24 protein-coding genes are annotated in these 20,950 nt (G+C 72.5%); 10 read left to right on the top strand and 14 right to left on the bottom strand.

Annotated features, from left to right (window positions below; genetic code table 11):
• Positions 1-56: 56 nt before the first annotated feature.
• The 8 genes from IE251_RS10150 to IE251_RS10120 all read right to left on the bottom strand — a co-directional run bounded on the left by IE251_RS10150 (position 57) and on the right by IE251_RS10120 (position 7,513).
• Positions 57-1,556, bottom strand: a complete 1,500-nt coding sequence (locus tag IE251_RS10150; RefSeq protein ID WP_189752560.1) for a DUF1996 domain-containing protein — start codon at positions 1,554-1,556, stop codon at positions 57-59.
• A gap of 136 nt (positions 1,557-1,692) precedes the next feature.
• Positions 1,693-2,346, bottom strand: a complete 654-nt coding sequence (locus tag IE251_RS10145; RefSeq protein WP_189752559.1) for a LuxR C-terminal-related transcriptional regulator — start codon at positions 2,344-2,346, stop codon at positions 1,693-1,695.
• Positions 2,331-3,608: a sensor histidine kinase gene (locus IE251_RS10140; RefSeq protein ID WP_189752558.1), complete on the bottom strand. Its 1,278-nt coding sequence runs from the start codon at positions 3,606-3,608 to the stop codon at positions 2,331-2,333. Before IE251_RS10140 ends, IE251_RS10145 begins: the two co-directional genes overlap by 16 nt.
• A 51-nt stretch (positions 3,609-3,659) precedes the next feature.
• Positions 3,660-4,682, bottom strand: a complete 1,023-nt coding sequence (locus tag IE251_RS10135; RefSeq protein WP_189752557.1) for an NAD-dependent epimerase/dehydratase family protein — start codon at positions 4,680-4,682, stop codon at positions 3,660-3,662.
• Positions 4,683-4,743: 61 nt separating this feature from the next.
• Complete coding sequence (locus tag IE251_RS10130) at positions 4,744-5,334, bottom strand: winged helix-turn-helix domain-containing protein (RefSeq protein ID WP_189752556.1); 591 nt, start codon at positions 5,332-5,334, stop codon at positions 4,744-4,746.
• Between the two features lie 119 nt (positions 5,335-5,453).
• Complete coding sequence (locus tag IE251_RS41680; protein WP_267925127.1) at positions 5,454-5,576, bottom strand: hypothetical protein; 123 nt, start codon at positions 5,574-5,576, stop codon at positions 5,454-5,456.
• A 285-nt stretch (positions 5,577-5,861) separates the two neighbouring features.
• The gene (gene glnII / locus IE251_RS10125; protein WP_189752555.1) at positions 5,862-6,893 is read right to left on the bottom strand and encodes a glutamine synthetase; all 1,032 of its coding nucleotides are present in this window, start codon (positions 6,891-6,893) and stop codon (positions 5,862-5,864) included.
• 251 nt (positions 6,894-7,144) lie between these two features.
• Complete coding sequence (locus IE251_RS10120; protein WP_189752554.1) at positions 7,145-7,513, bottom strand: arsenate reductase family protein; 369 nt, start codon at positions 7,511-7,513, stop codon at positions 7,145-7,147.
• A gap of 220 nt (positions 7,514-7,733) precedes the next feature.
• On the opposite strand from IE251_RS10120, the gene IE251_RS10115 reads away from it, so the two are divergent.
• The gene (locus tag IE251_RS10115; protein WP_189752553.1) at positions 7,734-8,048 is read left to right on the top strand and encodes a hypothetical protein; all 315 of its coding nucleotides are present in this window, start codon (positions 7,734-7,736) and stop codon (positions 8,046-8,048) included.
• A gap of 47 nt (positions 8,049-8,095) precedes the next feature.
• On the opposite strand, the gene IE251_RS10110 is transcribed toward IE251_RS10115, so the two are convergent.
• A complete protein-coding gene (locus tag IE251_RS10110) occupies positions 8,096-8,836 on the bottom strand; it encodes an alpha/beta hydrolase (RefSeq protein WP_229896678.1) in 741 nt (246 codons plus the stop codon).
• Positions 8,837-9,006: 170 nt separating this feature from the next.
• On the opposite strand from IE251_RS10110, the gene IE251_RS10105 reads away from it, so the two are divergent.
• Complete coding sequence (locus IE251_RS10105; RefSeq protein WP_189752551.1) at positions 9,007-9,270, top strand: hypothetical protein; 264 nt, start codon at positions 9,007-9,009, stop codon at positions 9,268-9,270.
• Between the two features lie 35 nt (positions 9,271-9,305).
• Here the strand turns inward: IE251_RS10105 and pspAB are convergent, their stop codons facing one another.
• The 4 genes from pspAB to glnA form a co-directional block, all read right to left on the bottom strand.
• Positions 9,306-9,890 (bottom strand): PspA-associated protein PspAB, encoded by a 585-nt coding sequence (pspAB, locus tag IE251_RS10100; protein WP_189752550.1) that lies wholly within the window; start codon positions 9,888-9,890, stop codon positions 9,306-9,308.
• 214 nt (positions 9,891-10,104) lie between these two features.
• Positions 10,105-11,025, bottom strand: coding sequence for a zinc metalloprotease HtpX (gene htpX / locus IE251_RS10095; protein WP_189752549.1), 921 nt, complete (start codon positions 11,023-11,025; stop codon positions 10,105-10,107).
• Between the two features lie 77 nt (positions 11,026-11,102).
• Entirely contained in the window at positions 11,103-11,360 is a 258-nt protein-coding gene (locus IE251_RS10090) for an SCO2583/SCO2584 N-terminal domain-containing protein (protein WP_189752548.1), read from the bottom strand.
• Positions 11,361-11,513: 153 nt separating this feature from the next.
• Positions 11,514-12,923 (bottom strand): type I glutamate--ammonia ligase, encoded by a 1,410-nt coding sequence (gene glnA, locus IE251_RS10085; protein WP_189752547.1) that lies wholly within the window; start codon positions 12,921-12,923, stop codon positions 11,514-11,516.
• Between the two features lie 210 nt (positions 12,924-13,133).
• Here glnA and IE251_RS10080 point away from each other — a divergent pair, with 210 nt between their 5' ends.
• Positions 13,134-13,601, top strand: a complete 468-nt coding sequence (locus IE251_RS10080; protein ID WP_189752546.1) for an RDD family protein — start codon at positions 13,134-13,136, stop codon at positions 13,599-13,601.
• A 268-nt stretch (positions 13,602-13,869) separates the two neighbouring features.
• Here the strand turns inward: IE251_RS10080 and IE251_RS10075 are convergent, their stop codons facing one another.
• Positions 13,870-15,528, bottom strand: coding sequence for an FAD-dependent oxidoreductase (locus IE251_RS10075; RefSeq protein ID WP_189752545.1), 1,659 nt, complete (start codon positions 15,526-15,528; stop codon positions 13,870-13,872).
• A 202-nt stretch (positions 15,529-15,730) separates the two neighbouring features.
• Here IE251_RS10075 and IE251_RS10070 point away from each other — a divergent pair, with 202 nt between their 5' ends.
• Genes IE251_RS10070 through IE251_RS10040 form a run of 7 tightly spaced genes read left to right on the top strand, consistent with a single transcriptional unit; the run spans position 15,731 to position 20,905 of the window.
• Positions 15,731-16,804, top strand: coding sequence for a SchA/CurD-like domain-containing protein (locus tag IE251_RS10070; protein ID WP_189752544.1), 1,074 nt, complete (start codon positions 15,731-15,733; stop codon positions 16,802-16,804).
• Between the two features lie 35 nt (positions 16,805-16,839).
• Positions 16,840-17,283, top strand: coding sequence for a cupin domain-containing protein (locus tag IE251_RS10065; protein ID WP_229896677.1), 444 nt, complete (start codon positions 16,840-16,842; stop codon positions 17,281-17,283).
• Positions 17,280-18,539, top strand: a complete 1,260-nt coding sequence (locus IE251_RS10060; protein ID WP_030783113.1) for a beta-ketoacyl-[acyl-carrier-protein] synthase family protein — start codon at positions 17,280-17,282, stop codon at positions 18,537-18,539. The genes IE251_RS10065 and IE251_RS10060 overlap by 4 nt, the downstream gene beginning before the upstream one ends.
• 9 nt (positions 18,540-18,548) lie before the next feature.
• Positions 18,549-19,793, top strand: a complete 1,245-nt coding sequence (locus IE251_RS10055; protein ID WP_189752543.1) for a ketosynthase chain-length factor — start codon at positions 18,549-18,551, stop codon at positions 19,791-19,793.
• Positions 19,794-19,815: 22 nt separating this feature from the next.
• Positions 19,816-20,070 (top strand): acyl carrier protein, encoded by a 255-nt coding sequence (locus IE251_RS10050; protein WP_030783119.1) that lies wholly within the window; start codon positions 19,816-19,818, stop codon positions 20,068-20,070.
• Position 20,071: 1 nt separating this feature from the next.
• On the top strand, positions 20,072-20,551 hold the full coding sequence (locus IE251_RS10045) for an SRPBCC family protein (RefSeq protein WP_189752542.1): 480 nt from the start codon (positions 20,072-20,074) through the stop codon (positions 20,549-20,551).
• 21 nt (positions 20,552-20,572) lie between these two features.
• Positions 20,573-20,905 carry a TcmI family type II polyketide cyclase gene (locus IE251_RS10040; protein WP_189752541.1) on the top strand — a complete coding sequence of 111 codons (333 nt, stop codon included), beginning with the start codon at positions 20,573-20,575 and terminating at the stop codon, positions 20,903-20,905.
• Positions 20,906-20,950: the final 45 nt, after the last annotated feature.

Here is a 20,950-nt window from a genome sequence, read left to right as displayed (position 1 = left end):
AAGGCCGGTGACGAGGGGGACGTCACCGGCCTTCGGTCAGCTGCCCGTGGTGGGGGTCACGCGCAGTTCTGACCGCGGTTGAGGCAGTTGGCGATCTTCTCGGCCAGTCCGTTCCGGGTGACGCTGATGAAGTCGTCGTGGTCCGTGGCCGGCTTGTGCAGCTGCTCGGGGAAGCCGTCCACCGCGTAGGCGTTTTGCACCTGCCCGTTGCGGATCACCGGCGGGGGAACGGCGTAGACCAGCCGCATGGTCAGCTGCGGGATCGCCTTGAACCCGTTCGGGCAGACCCCGCTGGCCGGGTCGGCGAAGGCCACGTGCGTACGGTGGTTGGCGCTGTCGGTGTTCCGCCCGTCCCAGCAGCTCTGGAAGGCGAACGAGCGCACCACCTTGCTGCCCTGCGGGCAGATCGGGTACCGCTCGGTGAGCTGCACCTTGTTCTCGAAGCCGGTGCAGCTCCAGTGCGCGTTGGCGTTGGCGAGGCCGTTGGTGGTGGTCTTGGCGTCACCGGTGATGACGCGCAGGAACCGCGGCATCGCGACGACCTTGCCCGCCGGGCTGCCGACGTACTTGATCTCGGCCTGGACCGGGGTCAGGATCCGGCCGACGTTGCCCTCCTTGCCGCCGCCGTCGGCGTTCTGGTCGAAGTCCCGGGTGCCGTCCTGGACGCGGACCACCGGCCAGTAGTACGACGACAGGTCGTCGCGGTTCTGGCAGCTGGTGCCGCCCCGGAGGAACGTCTGGTTGCTCGCGAAGGCGTCGATCCTCTGGTTGCCGACGTAGTCGTGCAGGTGGTGCGCGCCGTTGGTGACACCGGGCGCCACGATCACGTTGTCGGTGTTGTGGTTCTTGTTGGCGTTCACCCCGCAGCGGGTGGTGAACGTGCCGGTCGAGGCGTTGCCGGTCCGGCGGGGTGTGCCCTGGACGTTCGGCGCGACCTTGGTGATGTCCACGAAGTCCGCCGCGACGGGGCCGTTGCCGGCCTGCCCGCCGATGCCACCCTGCTGCCCGCCGTTGTTCTGCTGCTGCCCGCCGTTCGGCTGTTGCCCGTTCTGCTGCCCGCCGCCCGCGTCGGTCCGGTCGGTGCTCCGCGTCGTGCAGGGGGCGAGCTGTTTCAGCGCGTCGTCGAAGGACCCGCCGGCCCGCTGGATGGTGATCCGGATCCGGTCGATCGTCGCCGCCCGCTTCTCGCCGAGGGGGCCGGTGATCGCGTTCCGCACGAAGCCGGGGTCCTTCGCCTGCGCGTCCCGGGTGGCGGCGAGCCGGGCGTACGCCTCGGTGATCTGCCGGTCCAGACCGGCCAGTTCCCGCGCCACGCCCTGCCGGGCCGGCTCCGGCACGTTCGTCAGCCGCTGGCCGACGTCCGGGCAGGAGACGGTCGCGACCTGGGCCGTGGCGGCCTTGGTCTGCTCGCCTCCCCAGGCCCGCTGGTCCGGCTCGTGCGCCGAGGCGTGGAAGTTCGCCCAGAGCAGCCCGCCCCCGCCGAGCGCTAGGGCCGCCGCTGCGGCGAGGGCCTTGACGGCCGGCGGCTTACGGCGTTGTCGTGTGTTGCGTCCCATGGAACTCCTCTGACGTCCTTGTGGGGCGGCACCGAGGCGCCCGACAGGAGTGAAGCGGCGCCCTTTCATACGGACGCCGCCCCGGAGGTGTTCACCGGTCTCGCGAATTGCCTTCCGGATCAGTGGAGTTGGCGGCTCACCGGTCCTGGTCCAGATAGGCGAGCACCGCCAGGACGCGCCGGTTGTCGTCGTCGGAGACCTCCAGGCCCAGCTTGGCGAAGATGTTGGAGGTGTGCTTGGCGATCGCCCGTTCCGTCACCACCAGCTGGGCCGCGATGCCCGCGTTGGAGCGGCCCTGGGCCATCAGCTCCAGCACCTCGCGCTCCCGCGGGGTCAGCCGGGCGAGCGGCCGGTCGTCGGCCGACCGGCGGGACAGCAGCTGCTGGATCACCTGCGGGTCCATGGCCGTACCGCCCGCCGCCACCCGTCGTACGGCGTCCACGAACTGCTCCGCGTCGAACACCCGGTCCTTGAGCAGATACCCGATCGCCCCGTTGCCGTCGGCGAGCAGCTCGCGCGCGTACAGCTGCTCCACGTGCTGGGAGAGCACCAGCACCGGCAGCCCGGGCCGCGCCCGGCGGGCGGCGAGCGCGCACTGCAGGCCCTCGTCGGTGTGCGTGGGCGGCAGCCGTACGTCCACCACGGCCACGTCCGGCGTCAACTCCTCCAGCGCCTCGGCGAGTTCCGGGCCGGTCTCGACGGCCGCGGCGATCTCGAAGCCGTAGGCGGTGAGCATCCGCACCAGCCCGTCGCGCAGCAGGAAGAGGTCTTCGGCTAGGACAACACGCACGGGATCTCCATGGTCACCATGGTGGGACCGCCGGCGGGGCTGCTGACGGCCAGGACGCCGTCGAATGTACCCAGCCGGCGCTCCACCCCCGCGAGCCCCGAGCCGGCCCCCACCGCCGCGCCGCCGCTCCCGTTGTCGGTGACCGTGAGCCGCAGCCGGCCGTCGGTGTGGTGCACGTCGATCCAGATCCGGTCGGCACCGGAGTGCTTGACGGCGTTGGTCAGCACCTCGTTGACCGCGAAGTAGGCGGCCGACTCCACCGGGGCCTCCGCCCGGCCGGACAGCTCCACCGTCGCCTCGGCCGGCAGCGGCAGCCGTAGCGCCAACGCCCGTACCGCGTCGCCGAGTCCGCGTTCGGCGAGGACCGGTGGATGGATGCCGCGCACCAGGTCGCGCAGTTCCTCCAGGGCCTCGGCGGAGTTCCGGCGGGCCTGCGCGATCAGTTTCTTCGCCGCGGCCGGGTCCCGTTCGACCAGCATCTCGATGGTGCCGAGGTCCATGCCCATGGCGACCAGCCGGGCCTGCGCGCCGTCGTGCAGGTCCCGTTCGATCCGGCGCAGTTCGGCGGCCGAGGTGTCCACCGCGTCCCGCCGGGTCTCGGTCAGCACCCGTACCCGCTCGGTGAGGTCGCCCCGGCCGCCGCCGAGGACGGCCCGGGTGAGCCGGAAGTGCGCGGTGAGCAGCGACGGGGCGAAGCGGTGGGCGAGCACCAGCAGCACGGCGGCGAGGGCGCCGGCGAGCAGCGCGCTCGCCTGCCCGGTGACCGGCACGAAGAGGTACCAGTAGGTGTCGCCCGGCCCGTGTACGTACGCCCGCCACAGCCCGGCCGCCAGCGTGAGCCCCTCGACCGGGTTGAACAGCAGCACGGCCGGGAGCAGCGCGGTGACCAGGCCCGCGGTCATGTCGGTCAGCAGCCACAGCAGGTCCCGCCACGACTGCGGGTCCCGCAGCAGGGTGACCGTACGCGTCCACGGGCCCGCCCCCGGCGGCACCGGCCGGTACACCACCGGGATCACCACCCCGCCCCACTCGGCGGCCAGCTCCCGCCGGGCCCGCGCGTACCTGCGCACCGCGCCGAACACCGGGGGCACCAGGAACAGGCCGAGGCCGAGCGGGAGCAGTTCGAGGGACACGAGGGTGAAGGCGAAGCACAGTACCGTCACCGGCGGCATCGCCAGGGCCAGGACCAGCCCCCGCACGGCGGCCAGCACCGCCTGCCGGGTGCGGGCGCGGAAGTCGTCCCGCTGGACGTCGGTGTTCATGCCGCCAGTCTGGCCGGTACGCCGGGCCCGGTCACTGGGCGGAGCCCCACGTCAGGGGGTGGTGCCAGGTACACCCTGGTCCAGGCCCAGCACCTTCGCCTCCACCTCGGGGTCCAGGCCCGGGCGGGCGCGGTCCGGGCGCAGCGGCCCGGTGCCGCCGAGCCCGCTCAGCCAGCGCCAGGTGTCCGCGACCGTCTGTGCCACCGGGCGGCACACCAGCCCGGTCGCCACCGCCCGTGACACGTCCGCGCCGTGCACGGCGCCGTGTGTCTCGCCGCCCGGCGGCACCCACACCGGCAGCTCGGTCCACGGCTCGATCCCGGCGGCCAGGATCGCCTCCGGATCGGTCCAGCGCAGCTCCGCGTCCGCGCCGGTCGCCCGCACACAGGCGTCGAGCAGCTCGCCCATGGTGGTGTGACCGGGCGGACTCACCAGGTTGTACGGTCCGGACAGGCCGCGTTCCAGGGCGCCGAGCAGCCAGTCGGCGAGGTCCCGGGCGTCGATGTACTGCAGGGGCAGCTCGCGCGGGCCGGGCGCCAGCACCGGGCCGCCGCGCGCGATCCGGGTCAGCCACCAGGGCAGCCGGCCCACGTTCTCGTGCGGGCCGAGGATCAGCCCGGCCCGCACCAGCAGCGAGTCCGCCGCGCCGAAGGCGCCGACGGCGGCCAGCTCCCCGCCGCGCTTGTCGGCCGCGTAGTCCGTGGCCCCGGCGTCGGCGGCGCCCTCCACCAGCGGGGCGTCCTCCGCGGCGCCGGGCGGCCAGGGCCAGACGTACACCGACCGGCTGGAGACGTACGCGTACCGTCCGGCCCGGCCGCGCAGCAGCCGGGCCGCCTCGTGCACGGCACGCGGGGCGGCCGACCAGGTGTCCACCACGGCGTCCCAGCCGGATCGGTCGGCGGTGAGCGCGGCCAGGCCGTCGGGCGCGGTGCGGTCGCCGTGCAACGACCGCGCTCCGGCCGGGGGTTGGTGCCGTCCCCGGTGGAAGACGGTCACCTCCCAGCCCCGCCCGAGCGCGGCCTCGACGACGGCCCGCCCCACGAACTCCGTTCCGCCCAGCACGAGAAGTCTCATGCCGGTGATCCTGCCCGGTCCGGGGCGGTGTGCGCGCGGGGCTCTGCCGAGGGCAGAACGGTCAGCGGGCGGTCGGCGGGGTGTACTTGTAGCCGACCCGGCGCACGGTCTGGATCGACTGGCGGTGCCGGTCGCCCAGCTTGCGGCGCAGCCGGGCGATGTGCACGTCCACGGTGCGGCCGTCGCCGACGTGGCCGTAGCCCCACACCGTGGTGACCAGCTGGTCGCGGGTGTGCACCCGGTGCGGGTGCGCCACCAGGTGGGCCAGCAGCTCGAACTCCAGGTAGGTCAGGTCGAGTTCGCGGCCCTCGACGCTGGCGGTGCGCCGCACCGGGTCGATCCGCACCAGCGGCTCGGTGCCGGGGTCCGGCTCGGTGCGCCCGGCCGGGGCCTCCGGCTGGTCGGGTACGGCGACCGGCAGGAACGGGGGCCGCTGGTCGGCGGGGACCAGTACCAGGTAGCCGACCATCGGCGGCTGGCCCGGCAGGGTGGGCAGGGTGTGCTGCGGCGCGGGCAGCCAGGTGGCGCCCGGCGGCAGGAAGTCCGCCACGTGGACCGCCTCGTCCCGGTCTACGGCGCGCAGCCGGTGCCGGGTGCCGTTCGGGGCGGAGGCGGGCAGGGTGGCGGTGGAGAGGGATCGGGTGGTCGCCATGAGAGGTCAGCTCTTTCGCGCGAGGAGTTCGTCGGAAGGTGCGGCGGCCCCGATTCGTGGTCGGGCGTCGCCGGAGGACGTACGTCGTTTCGCGCTGGCCGAAGGCCGGGGGTACGGCTTTAGAGGGCCCGCGCGTTCATCGCGGGGCGACACACACGGTCGAAGTCGTGGTGCTGACGGGAAGGCCAGAACGGCTGGAGGTCGTAGCGACCCGTCGCGGTGATCTGCTGGATGCTGGCCATGGTCCCATTGAAGCAGAGCCGTGCGGCGGGCAGGAGTCTCCTCTCACTGCTTGGACGCTTCTTTGATGTGTCACCGACGTGACAACCCCTCCGGGCCCCGGCTTTCTGCCCTGTTCAGCGGCCTGGAGCGGGCCGAGGCGGGCCGGCGGGCCGTCTCATATTCCGGACGGGTCCACAGGGCCGGCCGCCTCGGCGGGGCCGACAGCCGCTCTCGGAAGTGGCGTACGGACACGCGACGGGGGCGCCCGCCGTCACGGCGGGCGCCCCCGGAAGGTGCGGGACGGGTCAGACCTGGCCGGCCTTCTCCAGCGCGGCGCAGCAGGTGTCCACCAGCAGGCGGGTCACCACGTACGGGTCGACGTTCGCGTTCGGGCGGCGGTCCTCGATGTAGCCCTTGCCGTCCTTCTCGACCTGCCACGGGATGCGCACCGAGGCACCCCGGTCGGAGACGCCGTAGGAGAACTTGTCCCAGGGGGCCGTCTCGTGCAGGCCGGTCAGGCGCTCGTCGATGCCGGCGCCGTAGTTCTTCACGTGGTCCAGCGGCTTCGAGCCCTCGCCGAGCGACTCGCAGGCGGTGATGATGGCGTCGTAGCCCTCGCGCATGGCCTTGGTGGAGAAGTTGGTGTGCGCGCCCGCGCCGTTCCAGTCGCCCTTGACCGGCTTGGGGTCCAGGGTCGCGGAGACACCGAAGTCCTCGGCGGTGCGGTACAGCAGCCAGCGGGCCACCCACAGCTGGTCGGAGACCTCCAGCGGGGCCAGCGGGCCGACCTGGAACTCCCACTGGCCGGGCATGACCTCGGCGTTGATGCCGGAGATGCCGAGGCCCGCCTTCAGGCAGTTGTCGAGGTGGGCCTCGACGACGTCCCGGCCGAAGATCTCGTCGGCGCCGACACCGCAGTAGTAGCCGCCCTGCGGGGCCGGGAAGCCGTTCTCGGGGAAGCCGAGCGGACGGGAGCCCTCGAAGAAGGTGTACTCCTGCTCGATGCCGAAGATGGGCTCCTGCGCGGCGAACCGCTCGGCCACCTCGGCCAGCGCGGCCCGGGTGTTGGTGGGGTGCGGGGTCAGATCGGTGTCCAGCACCTCGCACAGCACCAGGATGTCGTCACCGCCGCGGATCGGGTCCGGGCAGGTGAAGACCGGCTTGAGCACGCAGTCCGAGGAGTGGCCCGCGGCCTGGTTGGTGGAGGAGCCGTCGAAGCCCCACAGCGGCAGCGCGTCGAGACCGGCCGGGGCACCCGGGATGACCTTCGTCTTGGAACGGAGCTTGGCCGTCGGCGAGGTGCCGTCGATCCAGATGTACTCGGCCTTGAAGGTCACGGGGGCCACATCCTTCGGGGGTGGGTCGGGTGCGTCCGCCTGGGCGGATGCCGCGGCGCTGCGGCACTGGGGCGCCGCTCGAACTGCGGGCAGCCTGCCAACAGGCGGTTTCCCGGCCATTGCCCGAATGTGAACCCCGTGTTACCTGATGTTTGTGTGCCGAGGGTCACGTGGTGAGGGGGAGCGGTCCCGGCCGCGCGGATTGCGTACGACCGGGTCTCCCGTACGGGACTCCGGTGTGGCGGGAGTCGTCAGCGCCCGCTGTGGGCCAGGGCCTCCCGCACGGCCTCCTCGCTGCGGGCCACCAGCGCCGTCCCGTCGTCCGCGGTGATGATCGGCCGCTGGATCAGCTTGGGGTGCCCGGCGAGCGCGGCGATCCAGCGGTCCCGGGAGTCCGCGTCGCGCGGCCACTCCTTGAGCCCGAGTTCCTTGGCCTCCGCTTCCTGGGTACGGGTGATGTCCCACGGTTCCAGGCCCAGCCGGTCCAGTACGGCCCTGATCTCGTCCTCGCTCGGCACGTCCTCCAGGTACCGCCGCACGGTGTACTCGGCCCCCTCGGCGTCGAGCAGGGCGAGCGCGCCACGGCACTTCGAGCAGGCGGGGTTGATCCAGATCTCCATGGGCGACACGGTACGCGGTACCGGCTCTGTTCGAATTCATGACGCCTCGGCAGCCTCATCCCCACCACCGGTGACGGAACGCCAATTTCCTGCGTGAGCTGGGGATTCGCTCGCTTCCGCGGCCGCCCGATTGTCAGTGGCCGCCGGTAGACTGGAAGCAGTGTTCGAGACCGGGCGCCGGGTCGCCGGCGGCCGGTCTGACCGCGACAGGAGGATGCCTGTGCCCGCTGCCGCCCTCAAGCCGAAGCCGTTGCCGACCCAGTCCACCGCCGAGCACCCCGTGCTGTTCGACTCGCCCTACGAGCCCGAGGTGAAGCGACCGCTGCCGGCCGGACGGCCGCGCCAGTGGTACGTCACGCACAACCGGCGCCTGAAGGCCATGCGCCTCGCCATAGCCCTGCTCGACTCCGGTGTCTATCTGCCGGACCAGGCCCGGGACGAGACGATCCGCGGCACGGCCGAGCGGATCGGCATGCGGCCGCCCTCCGACACCACGTGTCACATGGTGCGGGCGCTGATGCGTTACTCGCGGTGAGCCGTGTGCCGGGTGCCCTCGCGCCGACGGGAGGGCACCCGGCACCGTCAGCGAAGGGGCGCCTCCGCGTGCCCGTCCAGGCCCGCCAGCAGCCGCGTGACGAACTCCCGCCGGTCCCCGTCGTGGTCGCGGAACCACAGGCCGAGGATGTGTTCGGCGTCCGGGAGGTCGAGGCGGGAGAACCGGGAGCGCTCCGACAGCGCCTCCTGTATGGCCTCGGTGACCGCCGCCGGGATCACCGTGTCGTGGCCCGGCACCGCGAGCACCGCCCGGCCCGTGTACGAGCGGAACGCCTCTAGGGCGGGGGAGTCCCGCCAGCTGTCCGGCGTGCGGATCAGCTCCGAGAAGCGGCTGTCGCCGTTGCCGAACGGCACGTTCCAGGCGTCCTGGCCGTAGACCGCGGGCGCGCACAGCCCCACGGCCGCGACCCGGCGCCCGTAGTGCCGCAGGAGATCCGCGACCGTCTGCCCGCTCATACTGAACCCGACGATGATCAGCGGATCGTCCGCCGGGGCGTGCGCGTCGAGCACCGCCACCGCCTGCTCATAGCGGCGGCGCAGGCTCAACTCCGCGAGTTCGCCCGTGCTTTCACCGTGCCCGGAGAAGTCGAAGGCGAGGGCGCGGCAGCCCCGGCCGGCGAAGTCGGCGAGGAACGGCAGCAGTCGCTCCTTGCTGCCGTTGCCCGCGCCGTGCAGCAGCAGCGCCGTGGCCCGGCCGGACGGTCCGGCGCCCGCCCCGCTGAGGCGTTCACCGTCGTACGCGTGCGTGAAGGTGGAGAGTCGGTCCATGCGGGCCATTCACTCACGGCGCCCTTCCGTGCCCGCGCGAACCCCTCGCGCACCGCCTCGGGGCGCGCGGAAAACGGGATGCGCCGCTGATCGCGCCCTCCCTACGCTGTACGTACGGGGACGGAACAGACACGCTCCGCTTCCCCCGACTCACCCCACGGAGGTCCGTCATGCGTGGCATTCTCGCGACCGGGACCGTGGTCCTGGTGATCCTCGGAATCGGAAACCACCTCTGGTGGCTCGCCGCGGTGGCGCTGCTGTATCTGTACGCGACGCACGGCCGCGGCTCCCCCGGCACCATCCCGCCCGGCGCCGCCCCCGGCACGCCTCCGGACAGCTACCGGGCGTACCGCGAGCGCCGGGACCGCCAGGCCCGCTGGGAGCGCCGCTACCGCCGCGAGCGCCCCTTCGAGGCCCGCCGGCAGGAGCGGTAGAAGACGCGGTGAACGAGCGGGGCCGCCCCCGGCCGTCACAGGCCGGGGGCGCCCCACACCGGGAACCAGCGGCCCAGATCCGGCTCTACCGGCAGATCACCGTCGAGGACGGCCTTCAGCCGCAGCTCCAGCGCGGTGTCCCGCCGCTCGGCCGCACCGGGCAGCGGGGCGAACGGATAGAAGGTGCCGCGCTTGTAGAGGTACACGAGCGCCGCCCGCCGCTCGGCGCCGTCCGTGAAGGACACCAGCGAGCACAGCAGCAGCGGGCCGAAGCCGGCCGACTCCAGCGAGCTGTTCACCGCGTGCAGATCGGCCACGAGCTGCGGCAGCTGTCCGGGGGAGCGCCGCGAGACCAGCCAGGAGTAGCCGTAGCCGTCCCGGTACGGCTCCACCGCCGGGCCGGTGCGGTCGCGGTCGGTGTCCAGCAGCGCCCGCACCTCCCGGTGGATCCGCTCGAAGGCCGCCCCCTCCGCCGTGGCGAAGCACACCGCCCCGCTCCCGGCCGGTGTGAGACCGGTCGCCGCCTCCAGGGTCACCGCGGCCGACGGCAGCGCGAACAGCCGGTCGAGATCGGGCGCGACCGGCCGGGTACGCCCCAGCAGAACGTCCAGCAACCGCACGATCAGCTCACCTCCGCCCGCGCGTGCCCCGGCCGGCCGCGCCTGTCCGGTCCGCGGACCTCGCCCGCCCGGCGGCCCACGTCCGGCGGACCGTTCCCGTGTGCGCCCGCCCGGCCCACCCGCACCAGCGCCCGGCCCACCGGCGCCCGGCCTCGCCCGATCGGACTCCGCCGGCCCGGCCGGCCCGCTCGCGAGACCGGCTCACCCCCACCGGTCAGCCGGCCTTCCCCGGGCCGGCGGCCTCGCCCAGCTCCACCGAGATCCGGCCCAGCTGCTCCAGCCGCTGCCCCAGGGGCGGGTGGGTGGAGAAGAAGCGCTCGATGCCGGGCTCCCGGCCGGTCGCCGGGGTGAAGTAGAACGCGTTGAACGCCTGGGCCGTGCGCAGATCCTTCGTCGGGATGCGCGCGATCTCCCCGGAGACCTTGGTGAGCGCCGCCGCCAGCGCCGAGGGCCGCCCCGTCAGCAGCGCCGCCGCGCGGTCGGCCGCCAGCTCCCGGTACCGGGACAGCGCCCGGATCAGCAGGAAGCTGAGCGCGTACACGGCCGCCGAGACGCCCAGGACGGCGGCGAAGACGATGGCCGTGTTCTGGTCCCGGCGGCCCCCGCCGAAGATCTGCGAGTAGAAGGCGAACCGTACGACCAGGCCCGCGACCACCCCGAGGAAGGACGCCACCGTGATCACGGCGACGTCCTTGTGCGCGACGTGCGACAGCTCGTGCGCGAGCACGCCCTCCAGCTCGGCGGGCTCCAGCCGGCGCAGCAGCCCCGTGGTCACGCACACCACGGCGTGATCGGGACTGCGCCCGGTCGCGAACGCGTTCGGCATGTCCATCGCGGACACGGCGACCACGGGCCTGGGCAGGTCCGCGATCGCGCACAGCCGGTCGACCACGGCGTGCAGCTCGGGATACTCCTCCCGCGCCACGGGCCGGGCGCGCATCGCGAACACGGCGATCCGGTCGGAGAACCAGAACTGGGCCACGAACAGCGCCCCGACCAGGACGGCGACCAGCACCCAGGACCTCAGCAGCACGATCAGCGCCGCGACGAAGCCGACGTACAGCAGCCCGAGCAGGAACAGCGTCAGGCCCATCCGCACGGTCAGCCGCCGATCGCTCTGGAACCGGCTCCGCATCTCGCATCACCCCGCAGTCGGGCACTCGCCCCCGCCTGTCCAGTGTGCACCCGCCGCGCCCCGGGGAGGGGAGGGGATCAGTAGGAGGAGCGCATCTGCGCGTACCCCAACAGCACGATCACCGCGGCCACGCAGCCGAGCACCACGGCCGTCGACACCCAGGAGGACCGGCGCGGGCCCACCGGGTCCGGGTCGGCACGGAAGGGCGCCGGCTCCGGCGGGTTCTCCTTCCACCGCGCGGCGAGCATCCGGGCCCGCGCGGAGGGCTCCTTGTGCTCGGCCGAGTTCACCCACGCGTGATCGAACTCGCGCTCCCAGTCGTCCTGTTCCGCCATACCCCGTGCAACCTTCCTCGTCCGGCACCGCGGAGGCATGATCCTCCGACAATAGGAAGCCTGAGCCCCGGGAAAGGTTGCACAGCGCCCCGGAAAGACCGAGGCCCCGCCGCTCACGGGGAGCGGCGGGGCCTCGGGTGGGCGCGGGGACCGTCACACGTCGAAGTACAGCTCGAACTCGTGCGGGTGCGGACGCAGCTGGAGCGGCGCGATCTCGTTGGTGCGCTTGAAGTCGATCCACGTCTCGATCAGGTCGGACGTGAACACGTCGCCCTGGAGGAGGAACTCGTGGTCGGCCTCCAGCGCGTCGAGGACGGCGTTCAGCGAGGTCGGGACCTGGGCGACGTTCGCGTGCTCCTCGGGAGCCAGCTCGTACAGGTCCTTGTCGATCGGCTCGGCCGGCTCGATCTTGTTCTTGATGCCGTCCAGGCCCGCGAGGAGGAGGGCCGAGAAGGCCAGGTACGGGTTGCCGGAGGAGTCGGGCGCGCGGAACTCGACGCGCTTGGCCTTCGGGTTGGAGCCCGTGATCGGGATACGCATCGCGGCGGAGCGGTTGCGCTGCGAGTACACCAGGTTGATCGGCGCCTCGAAGCCCGGCACCAGGCGGTGGTAGGAGTTCACCGTCGGGTTGGTGAAGGCCAGCAGCGACGGGGCGTGCTTGAGGATGCCGCCGATGTAGTAGCGGGCCATGTCCGACAGGCCCGCGTACCCGGCCTCGTCGTAGAACAGCGGGTCGCCGTTGCTCCACAGCGACTGGTGCACGTGCATGCCCGAGCCGTTGTCACCGAAGATCGGCTTCGGCATGAAGGTCGCGGTCTTGCCGTTGCGCCAGGCCACGTTCTTCACGATGTACTTGAAGAGCTGGAGGTCGTCGGCGGCGGCCAGCAGCGTGTTGAACTTGTAGTTGATCTCCGCCTGGCCGGCGGTGCCCACCTCGTGGTGCTGGCGCTCGACCTTCAGGCCCTGCTTGTCCAGCTCCAGGGAGATCTCGGCGCGCAGGTCGGCGAAGTGGTCGACCGGCGGGACCGGGAAGTAGCCGCCCTTGTAGCGGACCTTGTAGCCGCGGTTGTTCTCCAGGGCGCCGGTGTTCCAGGCACCCGCCTCGGAGTCGATGTGGTAGAAGGACTCGTTCGCCGAGGTGGCGAAACGTACGCTGTCGAAGACGTAGAACTCGGCCTCGGGACCGAAGTACGCGGTGTCGGCGATGCCCGTCGACGCCAGGTACGCCTCCGCCTTCTTCGCCACGTTGCGCGGGTCACGGGAGTACTGCTCGCCCGTGATCGGGTCGTGGATGAAGAAGTTGATGTTGAGGGTCTTGTCCCGGCGGAACGGGTCGACACGGGCCGTGGACAGGTCGGCACGCAGAGCCATGTCGGACTCGTGGATGGCCTGGAAACCGCGGATCGACGATCCGTCGAAGGCCAGCTCCTCGTCCGGGTCGAACGCCTCAACGGGCACCGTGAAGTGCTGCATGACGCCCGGCAGGTCGCAGAAGCGGACGTCGACGAACTTGACGTCCTCGTCCGCGATGAACTTCTTGGCCTCGTCGGCGTTCTGGAACATCCAGCTCCTCCTACTCCCGACCGTCCTCGCCGGGGTGGTAGATCGTTCGTGCGGCCAGTGCGGTGGCACACGGTGGTCTCGACCCTAGGGACGGGTGATTTCTCGGGCGTGACCCGTTTGTTTCGCAGACGTTAACCGGTCACGTGTCCACCGTAGCCCCCGCACACCCCTGCGCGTAGTGTCCGAAACCGGGCACAGTACCGTGGACGCGTGGACAACAGGCAGGCAATCGGATCGTGGCTCTCCGGCCCGCGCGCGGCCATGGAAGAGGCGGGTGCCGACTTCGGTTACCGGGGCGAGCAGCTCGGGCTCCCGGAGGACGGGCCCAACTCGATCGCACGGCCCGGACGGCGGCTCGGCGCGCTCGCCGTGGACTGGGCGCTGTGCGTCCTGATCGCATACGGCCTGATCACGCACGGCAACGGGGCGCTCACCAGCAACTGGGCGCTGGGCGTGTTCTTCGTGCTGAGCGCGCTCACCGTCGGCACGGTCGGCTGCACCCCCGGCAAGCGCCTCTTCGGCATCCGGGTGGTCGCCCTGAGCACCGGCACGGTCAGCCCGGGCCGCGCCCTGCTGCGCACCGTCCTGCTGTGCCTGGCGGTCCCCGCGCTGATCTGGGACCGCGACGGCCGCGGCCTGCACGACCGCCTCGCCAAGACCGTCGAGGTCCGTATCTGACGGCGCCCCCGCCGGCTGCGCCGTAAGGGCCACCCGCACCACCGGTACGGGTGACCCTCGGCGTGCCGTCCGTCGGCCTACCCTCTGCGCAGCACCGCCCCCACCACCCGTCGCCGGTGCCGGGTGCGCGCCAGGCCACGAAGCCGTCGGGGCGGACGAGCACCGCGCCGTCGGCCGTCGTGCCGTGCAGGGCCGCCGCCGGGGCTCTGGCTGGCGTAGCCGAGGTCGGTGTCCGGACCGGTGGCCACGCGGTACGTCTCCGGTCGGTTCACGCCCGGCGCAGCACCGCCCCCACCACCCGTCGCAGCTCGGCCTCCGGGTCTGCCACGGTGCCGGGTGCGCGCCAGGCCACGAAGCCGTCGGGGCGGACGAGCACCGCGCCGTCGGCCGTCGTGCCGTGCAGGGCCGCCCAGTCGGTGCCGCCGCCGGGGCCCTCGCCGTCGTAGGTCAGGTCGGCGTCCGGGCCGGCGCCGACGCGGTACGCCTCCAGCCGTACCCCCTCCGTGTCCGCGACGCGCCGCGCGGCGGTCCCCCAGGCCGCGCCCGCCGCCGAGCCGGCGTCGCTGAGAAGGACCAGCGAGCGCTCGTAGAGATCGATCGTGGAGAGCCGTTCGCCCGCCCGCCGCAGCCACAGGTGCGGAGCCCGGCTGCCGGGGTCCGCGGTCAGCCGCACCCCGTCGGGTACGACCGGCTGGGCCGGGTCGGCGTCCAGGACGGCGCCCTCCAGATAGCGGTAGGCGAGGACCACCGGGAGGATGCCGCTGCGCGGGCCGCCGCCGACGCCCGGGGTCGGGGCGAAGCCGGGGTGGCTGTGCTCCACGGAGCGCGCCGAGGCGCGGGCGCTGGTGGCCAGGGCGACCGGCCGGCGCTCGGTGTCGTAGGTCTCCAGCAGCTCGGGCCCGGCCCAGCCGTCGAGCACGGCGGCCAGCTTCCAGGCCAGGTTGTGCGCGTCCTGGATGCCGGTGTTGGAGCCGAACGCGCCGGTCGGTGACATCTCGTGGGCCGAGTCCCCGGCGAGCAGCACCCGGCCGGCCGTGTACCGCTCGGCGACCCGTTCCGCCGCCCGCCAGGACGCCTTCCCGGTGATCTCGACGTCGAGGTCCGGCACCCCGGTGGCCAGCCGGATGTGCCGCTGGAGGCGTTCCTCGGTGAACTCCTCCAGCCGCTCGCCGTGCTCGGGGTGCCAGGGCGCGTGGAAGACCCAGTGCTCCTTGTTGTCGACGGGCAGCAGCGCGCCGTCGGCCTCCGGGTTGGTGAGGTAGCAGCAGATGAAGTGCCGGTCGCGGACGGCCTCGGCGAGCAGCTTGGACCGGAAGGTGACGCTGACGTTGGCGAACAGGTCGCCGGGGCCGCTCTGCCCGATGCCGAGCCGGCGCCGCACGGGGCTGCGCGGGCCGTCACAGGCCGCCAGGTAGTCGGCGCGGACCGTGTACAGCTCGTCGCTGTCGCGGTCCCGGACGTACGCCGTCACTCCTTCGGGGTCCTGGGAGAAGGACTCCAGCTCGTGGTAGTAGCGCAGGTCGCCGCCGAGCGCCCGGGCCCCCTTCAGCAGCACCGGCTCCAGGTCGTTCTGGCTGCACAGGCACCACGTGGTGGGGCTGAACTTCGCGAGTCCGCCACCCGGGTCGATGTGCCGGAACAGCCACTCCCCGGCGTCACCCGCCAGCGTGGGGGTCTGCAGGATGCCGTGGTTGTCCGCGAGCAGCGAGGCCGCCGCCTTGATGTCCGGCTCGATGCCGGCCACCCGGAACAGCTCCATCGTGCGCAGGTTGTTGCCGCGGCCACGCGGGTGGATCGAGGTCCCGGAGTGCCGCTCGACGAGCATGTGCGGTACGCCGAGACGGCCCAGGAACAGGGAGAGGGACAGGCCCACCAGGGAGCCGCCCACGACGAGGACGGGCACCCGGTGATCGGCTTTCTGCTGCATCAGGGCTCCAGAGGCGAAGGTTCGGGATGCGGGGCGCATCGGTGTTTGTGTGCCCTGTGGGACGGCTTTCGCGTGCTCAATCACCCGCGTGGTTCACGCGAGTCGCGCGACCCGGCACAAGCGGCACAGGATCAAGAAGCGCTGACGTCGCGTCATTCGGCGGCCGGCGTGCCTCTGCCCCCGTGAAGGAGATGTGCGCAGCATGACCACCTTGTCGGAAAAGCCCTCGGCCCCCTCGACGCGCCAGGTGTCGAAGCGGGTCTCCCAGTCGGTGTTCGACGGCTCCCGCCTGCGGGTCGTCCTCCTGGTGGACGTCCACGACGGCGCCCAGCAGCAGTTCCTGGAGGCCTACGAACAGCTGTGCAACCAGGTGGCGCAGGTCCCGGGCCACGTCAGCGACCAGCTGTGCCAGTCCATCGAGAACCCCTCCCAATGGCTCATCACCAGCGAGTGGGAGAGCGCCCCGCCGTTCCTCACCTGGGTGAACAGCGAGGAGCACGTGCGGATGGTGGAGCCGCTGCACAGCTGCGTACGGGACACCCGGTCGCTGCGCTTCCACGTCGTCCGCGAGACCGGGGGAGAGGCCGCCGTCTCCGCCGAGCGCCGCCGGCTCCAGGCGTCCCCCCGGATCGGTGACGGGGTGATCCGGCACGCGCTCACCTTCACGGTGCGGCCCGGCAGCGAGGCGGAGGTGAAGCGGATCCTGGCGGACTACGCCTCGCCCCGGGCCCGGGTCGACGAGACCACCCGGCTGTGCCGGACCTCCCTGTTCATGCACGGCAACCGGGTGGTGCGGGCCATCGAGGTGCGCGGTGACCTGCTCGCGGCGCTGCGCCACGTCGCCCGGCAGCCCGAGGTGCGGGCCGTGGAGGAGGCCATCAACCCCTATCTGGAGCAGGAGCGGGACCTGAACGACCAGGAGTCCGCGCGGGTGTTCTTCACCCGGGCGGCGCTGCCCGCCGTGCACCACGTCACCGCGGACGAGCTGACCGAGGGCGAGCGGCTGGCCCGGTACTACCCGGCCCGGCCGGGCGCCGGGATGCGGCTGGCGGAGCTGCTCGCCCAGCGGGACGAGGCGGCGGCGGACGACCCGGACAGCCCCGTGCTGCGCAGCACGATCTTCCAGCGCGACGACGTCGTCGTCCGGCTGCTCGACGTACGCCCCGGCCCCGGCGCCCCGCCGGAGCCCGGACACCCGGCCGGGCTGGAGGCACTGCTGGACGGCGAGCCCGTCGGCATGGACCTCGTCACCGACCGCCGTTCGCCCGACGCCTGACCCCCGCGGGCCGGCCCAACCAACGGAGGAACACCGTGATCAAACCCCTTCCGAAGATCGTGGACCTGAGCGAGATCGAGCCCAACACCCGGCGCGGCGGTGATCTGCGCGCCATGCTCACCCCGAGCACGGTGGGCGCCACCAGCGGTTTCATGGGGGTGGCCATCGTCCAGCCCGGCGACCGCATCGGCGAGCACTACCACCCCTACTCCGAGGAGTTCGTCTACGTCCTGTGCGGGCAGCTGGAGGTCGACCTGGACGGCGAGCCGCACCCGCTGCGGCCCGAGCAGGGGCTGATGATCCCCATCAACATGCGCCACCGGTTCCGCAACGTCGGCAAGGTGGAGGCGCGCCTCGTCTTCCACCTGGGCCCGCTCGCCCCGCGGCCGGCCCTCGGCCACGTCGACACCGAGGAGACGGCGCAGCCCCTGGCCACCGCCGTCGCCGAGCCCGCCGGCCGGGAACAGGTCCGCTCATGACCCGGCGCGTGGCGGTCACCGGCATAGGCGTCGTCGCTCCGGGCGGGATCGGCGTACCGGCGTTCTGGGACCTGCTGGCCGAAGGCCGTACCGCGACGCGGGGCATCACGTTCTTCGACCCGGCCGGGCTCAGGTCCCGGATCGCCGCCGAGTGCGACTTCGACCCCGCCGCGCACGGCCTGGACGCGGAACAGATCCAGCGGGCGGACCGGTACATACAGTTCGCCCTGGTCGCCGGGGAGGAGGCGGTCCGGGACTCCGGTCTCGACCTGGCCCGGGAGGACCCCTGGCGGGTCGGTGTCTCCCTGGGCACCGCCGTCGGCGGCACCACCCGCCTGGAGCACGACTACGTCCTGGTCAGCCACCGAGGGCAGCGCTGGGACGTCGACCACACCGAGGCGGAGCCGCAGCTGCACCGGGCGTTCTCGCCGAGCACCGTGGCCTCCGCGGTGGCGGAACGTTTCGGCGCACAGGGTCCGGTACAGACCGTCTCCACCGGCTGCACCTCCGGACTCGACGCCGTCGGATACGCCTTCCACACCGTCCAGGAGGGGCGGGCCGACATATGCGTCGCCGGGGCCTCGGACTCCCCGATATCCCCGATCACCATGGCCTGCTTCGACGCGATCAAGGCCACGTCCCCGAACAACGACGATCCCGCGCACGCCTCCCGGCCCTTCGACAACAACCGTGACGGCTTCGTCATGGGCGAGGGCGGCGCGGTGCTCGTCCTGGAGGAGCTGGAGCACGCCCGGGCCCGCGGTGCCCATGTGTACTGCGAGTTCGGCGGCTACGCCACCTTCGGCAACGCCTACCACATGACCGGCCTGACCAAGGAGGGCCTGGAGATGGCGCGGGCCATCGAGACCGCCCTCGGCCAGGCGCGGCTCGACCCCACGGCGATCGACTACGTCAACGCGCACGGCTCCGGCACCCGGCAGAACGACCGCCACGAGACGGCAGCCGTGAAGCGGGCGCTCGGCCACCACGCCTACGACACCCCGATGAGCTCCATCAAATCCATGGTGGGGCACTCCCTCGGGGCGATCGGCGCCATCGAACTGGTCGCCTGTGTGCTGGCCCTCGCCAAGCAGGTCGTACCGCCGACCGCGAACTACGAGATCCCCGACCCGGAGTGCGACCTGGACTACGTCCCGCGCGTCGCCCGCGAACGCAAGCTGACCAGCGTGCTGTCCGTGGGCAGCGGGTTCGGGGGTTTCCAGTCCGCGGTGATCCTGACCCGGCCGAGGGAGTGAGGACACACGATGAGCGAACCGAAGGACCGGCAGGCGGCCATCACCGGCATCGGGGTGGTCGCACCCAACGGCACCAGCACCGACACCTTCTGGAAGGCGACCCAGGAGGGCCTCAGCGTCCTCGACCGGGTGACCCGCGAGGGCTGCGAGCACCTTCCCCTGAAGGTGGCCGGTGAGGTCCGCGCCTTCGACCCGGCGGCCACCATCGAGGAGCGCTTCCTCGTCCAGACCGACCGGTTCACGCACTACGCCATGGCCGCAGCCGACTTCGCGCTGGACGACGCCCGGCTGGCGCCGTCCTGCATCCCGGACGCGCCGTACTCCATCGGCGTGGTCACCGCCGCCGGATCCGGCGGCGGCGAGTTCGGCCAGCGCGAACTGCAGCGACTGTGGGGCAAGGGCAGCCGGTTCGTCGGGCCGTACCAGTCCATCGCCTGGTTCTACGCCGCCAGCACCGGCCAGGTCTCCATCCGCCGCGGCTTCAAGGGGCCCTGCTCGGTCGTCGCCTCCGACGAGGCCGGCGGACTGGACGCCCTCGCCCACGCGGCCCGGGCGGTGCGCCGCGGCACCGACGTGATCGTGGCCGGCTCCACCGAGGCGCCGCTCGCGCCGTACTCGATGGTCTGCCAGCTGGGCTACGCGGAACTGAGCCGGGAGACCGACCCCACCCGGGCCTACCGCCCCTTCACCGAGGGGGCGTGCGGATTCGTGCCGGCCGAGGGCGGCGCCATGCTCGTCATCGAGGCGGCGGGCACCGCCGAGGACCGCGGCGCCGGCATCCGGGCCGTCGTCGCGGGCCACGGGGCCACCTTCACCGGCGCCTCCCGCTGGGCGGAGTCCCGCGACGGCCTCGCGCACGCCATCCGGCAGGCCCTGGCGGAGGCCGGGTGCGCCCCCGAGGAGATCGACGTCGTCTTCGCCGACGCCCTCGGGGTGCCGGAGGCCGACCGGGCCGAGGCGCTGGCGCTCGCCGACGCCCTCGGTCCGCACGCCGCCCGGGTCCCGGTCACCGCGCCGAAGACCGGGATCGGCCGCGGCTACTGCGCGGCCCCCGTGCTGGACACCGCAGCGGCCGTGCTGGCGATGGAGCACGGCCTGATCCCGCCGACGCCGAACGTCTTCGACGTCTGCCACGACCTCGACCTCGTGACCGGCCACGCCCGCGTCGCCGAACCGCGCACGGCCCTGGTGCTCAGCCGCGGACTCATGGGGTCGAACTCGGCGCTGGTGCTGCGAGCCGGCACCAGGCAGTGAGCACAGCAAAGGAGGAAAGCGCATGCCGCAGATCACCGTGGAAGAACTCGCCGCGCTGATGAAGAAGGCCGCCGGGGTCACCGTCAGCCCGGAGCAGCTGATGGAGAAGCCGGACACCGGCTTCGACGTCCTCGGCGTCGACTCGCTCGGCCTGCTCGGCATCGTCGGCGAGCTGGAGAACACCCACGGCACCCCGATGCCGGTCGACGCCGAACGCTGCAAGACGCCGCAGCAGTTCCTCAACCTCGTCAACACGACCCTGATGGCAGGAGCCTGACATGGCAGGACACACCCAGAACGAGATCACCATCGCCGCCCCGCTGGACCTGGTCTGGGACATGACCAACGACCTGGAGCGCTGGCCGCAGCTGTTCAGCGAGTACGCGTCGGTGGAGGTCCTCAAGCGGGAGGGCGCCAAGACCACGTTCCGGCTCACCATGCACCCGGACGAGAACGGCACCGTCTGGAGCTGGGTCTCCGAGCGCGAGCCGGACCGCGACTCCCTCACCGTCACGGCCCGCCGGGTGGAGACCGGCCCCTTCGCCCACATGGACATCCACTGGAGCTACGAGGAGGTCCCGGCCGGCACCCGGATGGTGTGGACCCAGGACTTCGCGATGAAGCCGGACGCGCCGGTCGACGACGACTGGATGACCGACAACATCAACAAGAACTCCAAGATCCAGCTCGCCCTCATCCGGGACAAGATCGAGAAGGCGGCGGCCGGCCGGCGGCCCGCCCCGGCCCTGGCCGACTGAGCCGGAGAGCAGGAGACGACCGTGCACCAGGCCCTGATCGTCGCCCGCATGGCCCCGGGCGCCGCCCCGGACATCGCCAAGGTGTTCGCGGAGTCCGACCGCGGAGAGCTGCCGCACCTCGTCGGGGTGGTCCGGCGCAGCCTCTTCCAGTTCGGCGATGTGTACATGCACCTCATCGAGTCCGAACGCGAGCCCGGACCGGCCATCGCCAAGGTCACCTCGCACCCCGAGTTCAAGGAGGTCAGCGAACGGCTGTCGGCGTACGTCAGCGCGTACGACCCCGAGACCTGGCGATCCCCGAAGGACGCCATGGCCCAGCGCTTCTACGTCTGGGAGCGCGACGCCGGAGTCTGAGATCCCCGTCCGGAGCACCGGTGCCGGGCCCGCGTGTGACGCGGA

The sequence above is a fragment of the Streptomyces eurythermus genome (assembly GCF_014649115.1).
In the GTDB taxonomy this organism is placed as follows: domain Bacteria; phylum Actinomycetota; class Actinomycetes; order Streptomycetales; family Streptomycetaceae; genus Streptomyces; species Streptomyces eurythermus.
The sequence above is the reverse complement of the archived record's forward strand: the minus strand, read 5'-3'. Positions and strand labels throughout refer to the sequence as shown.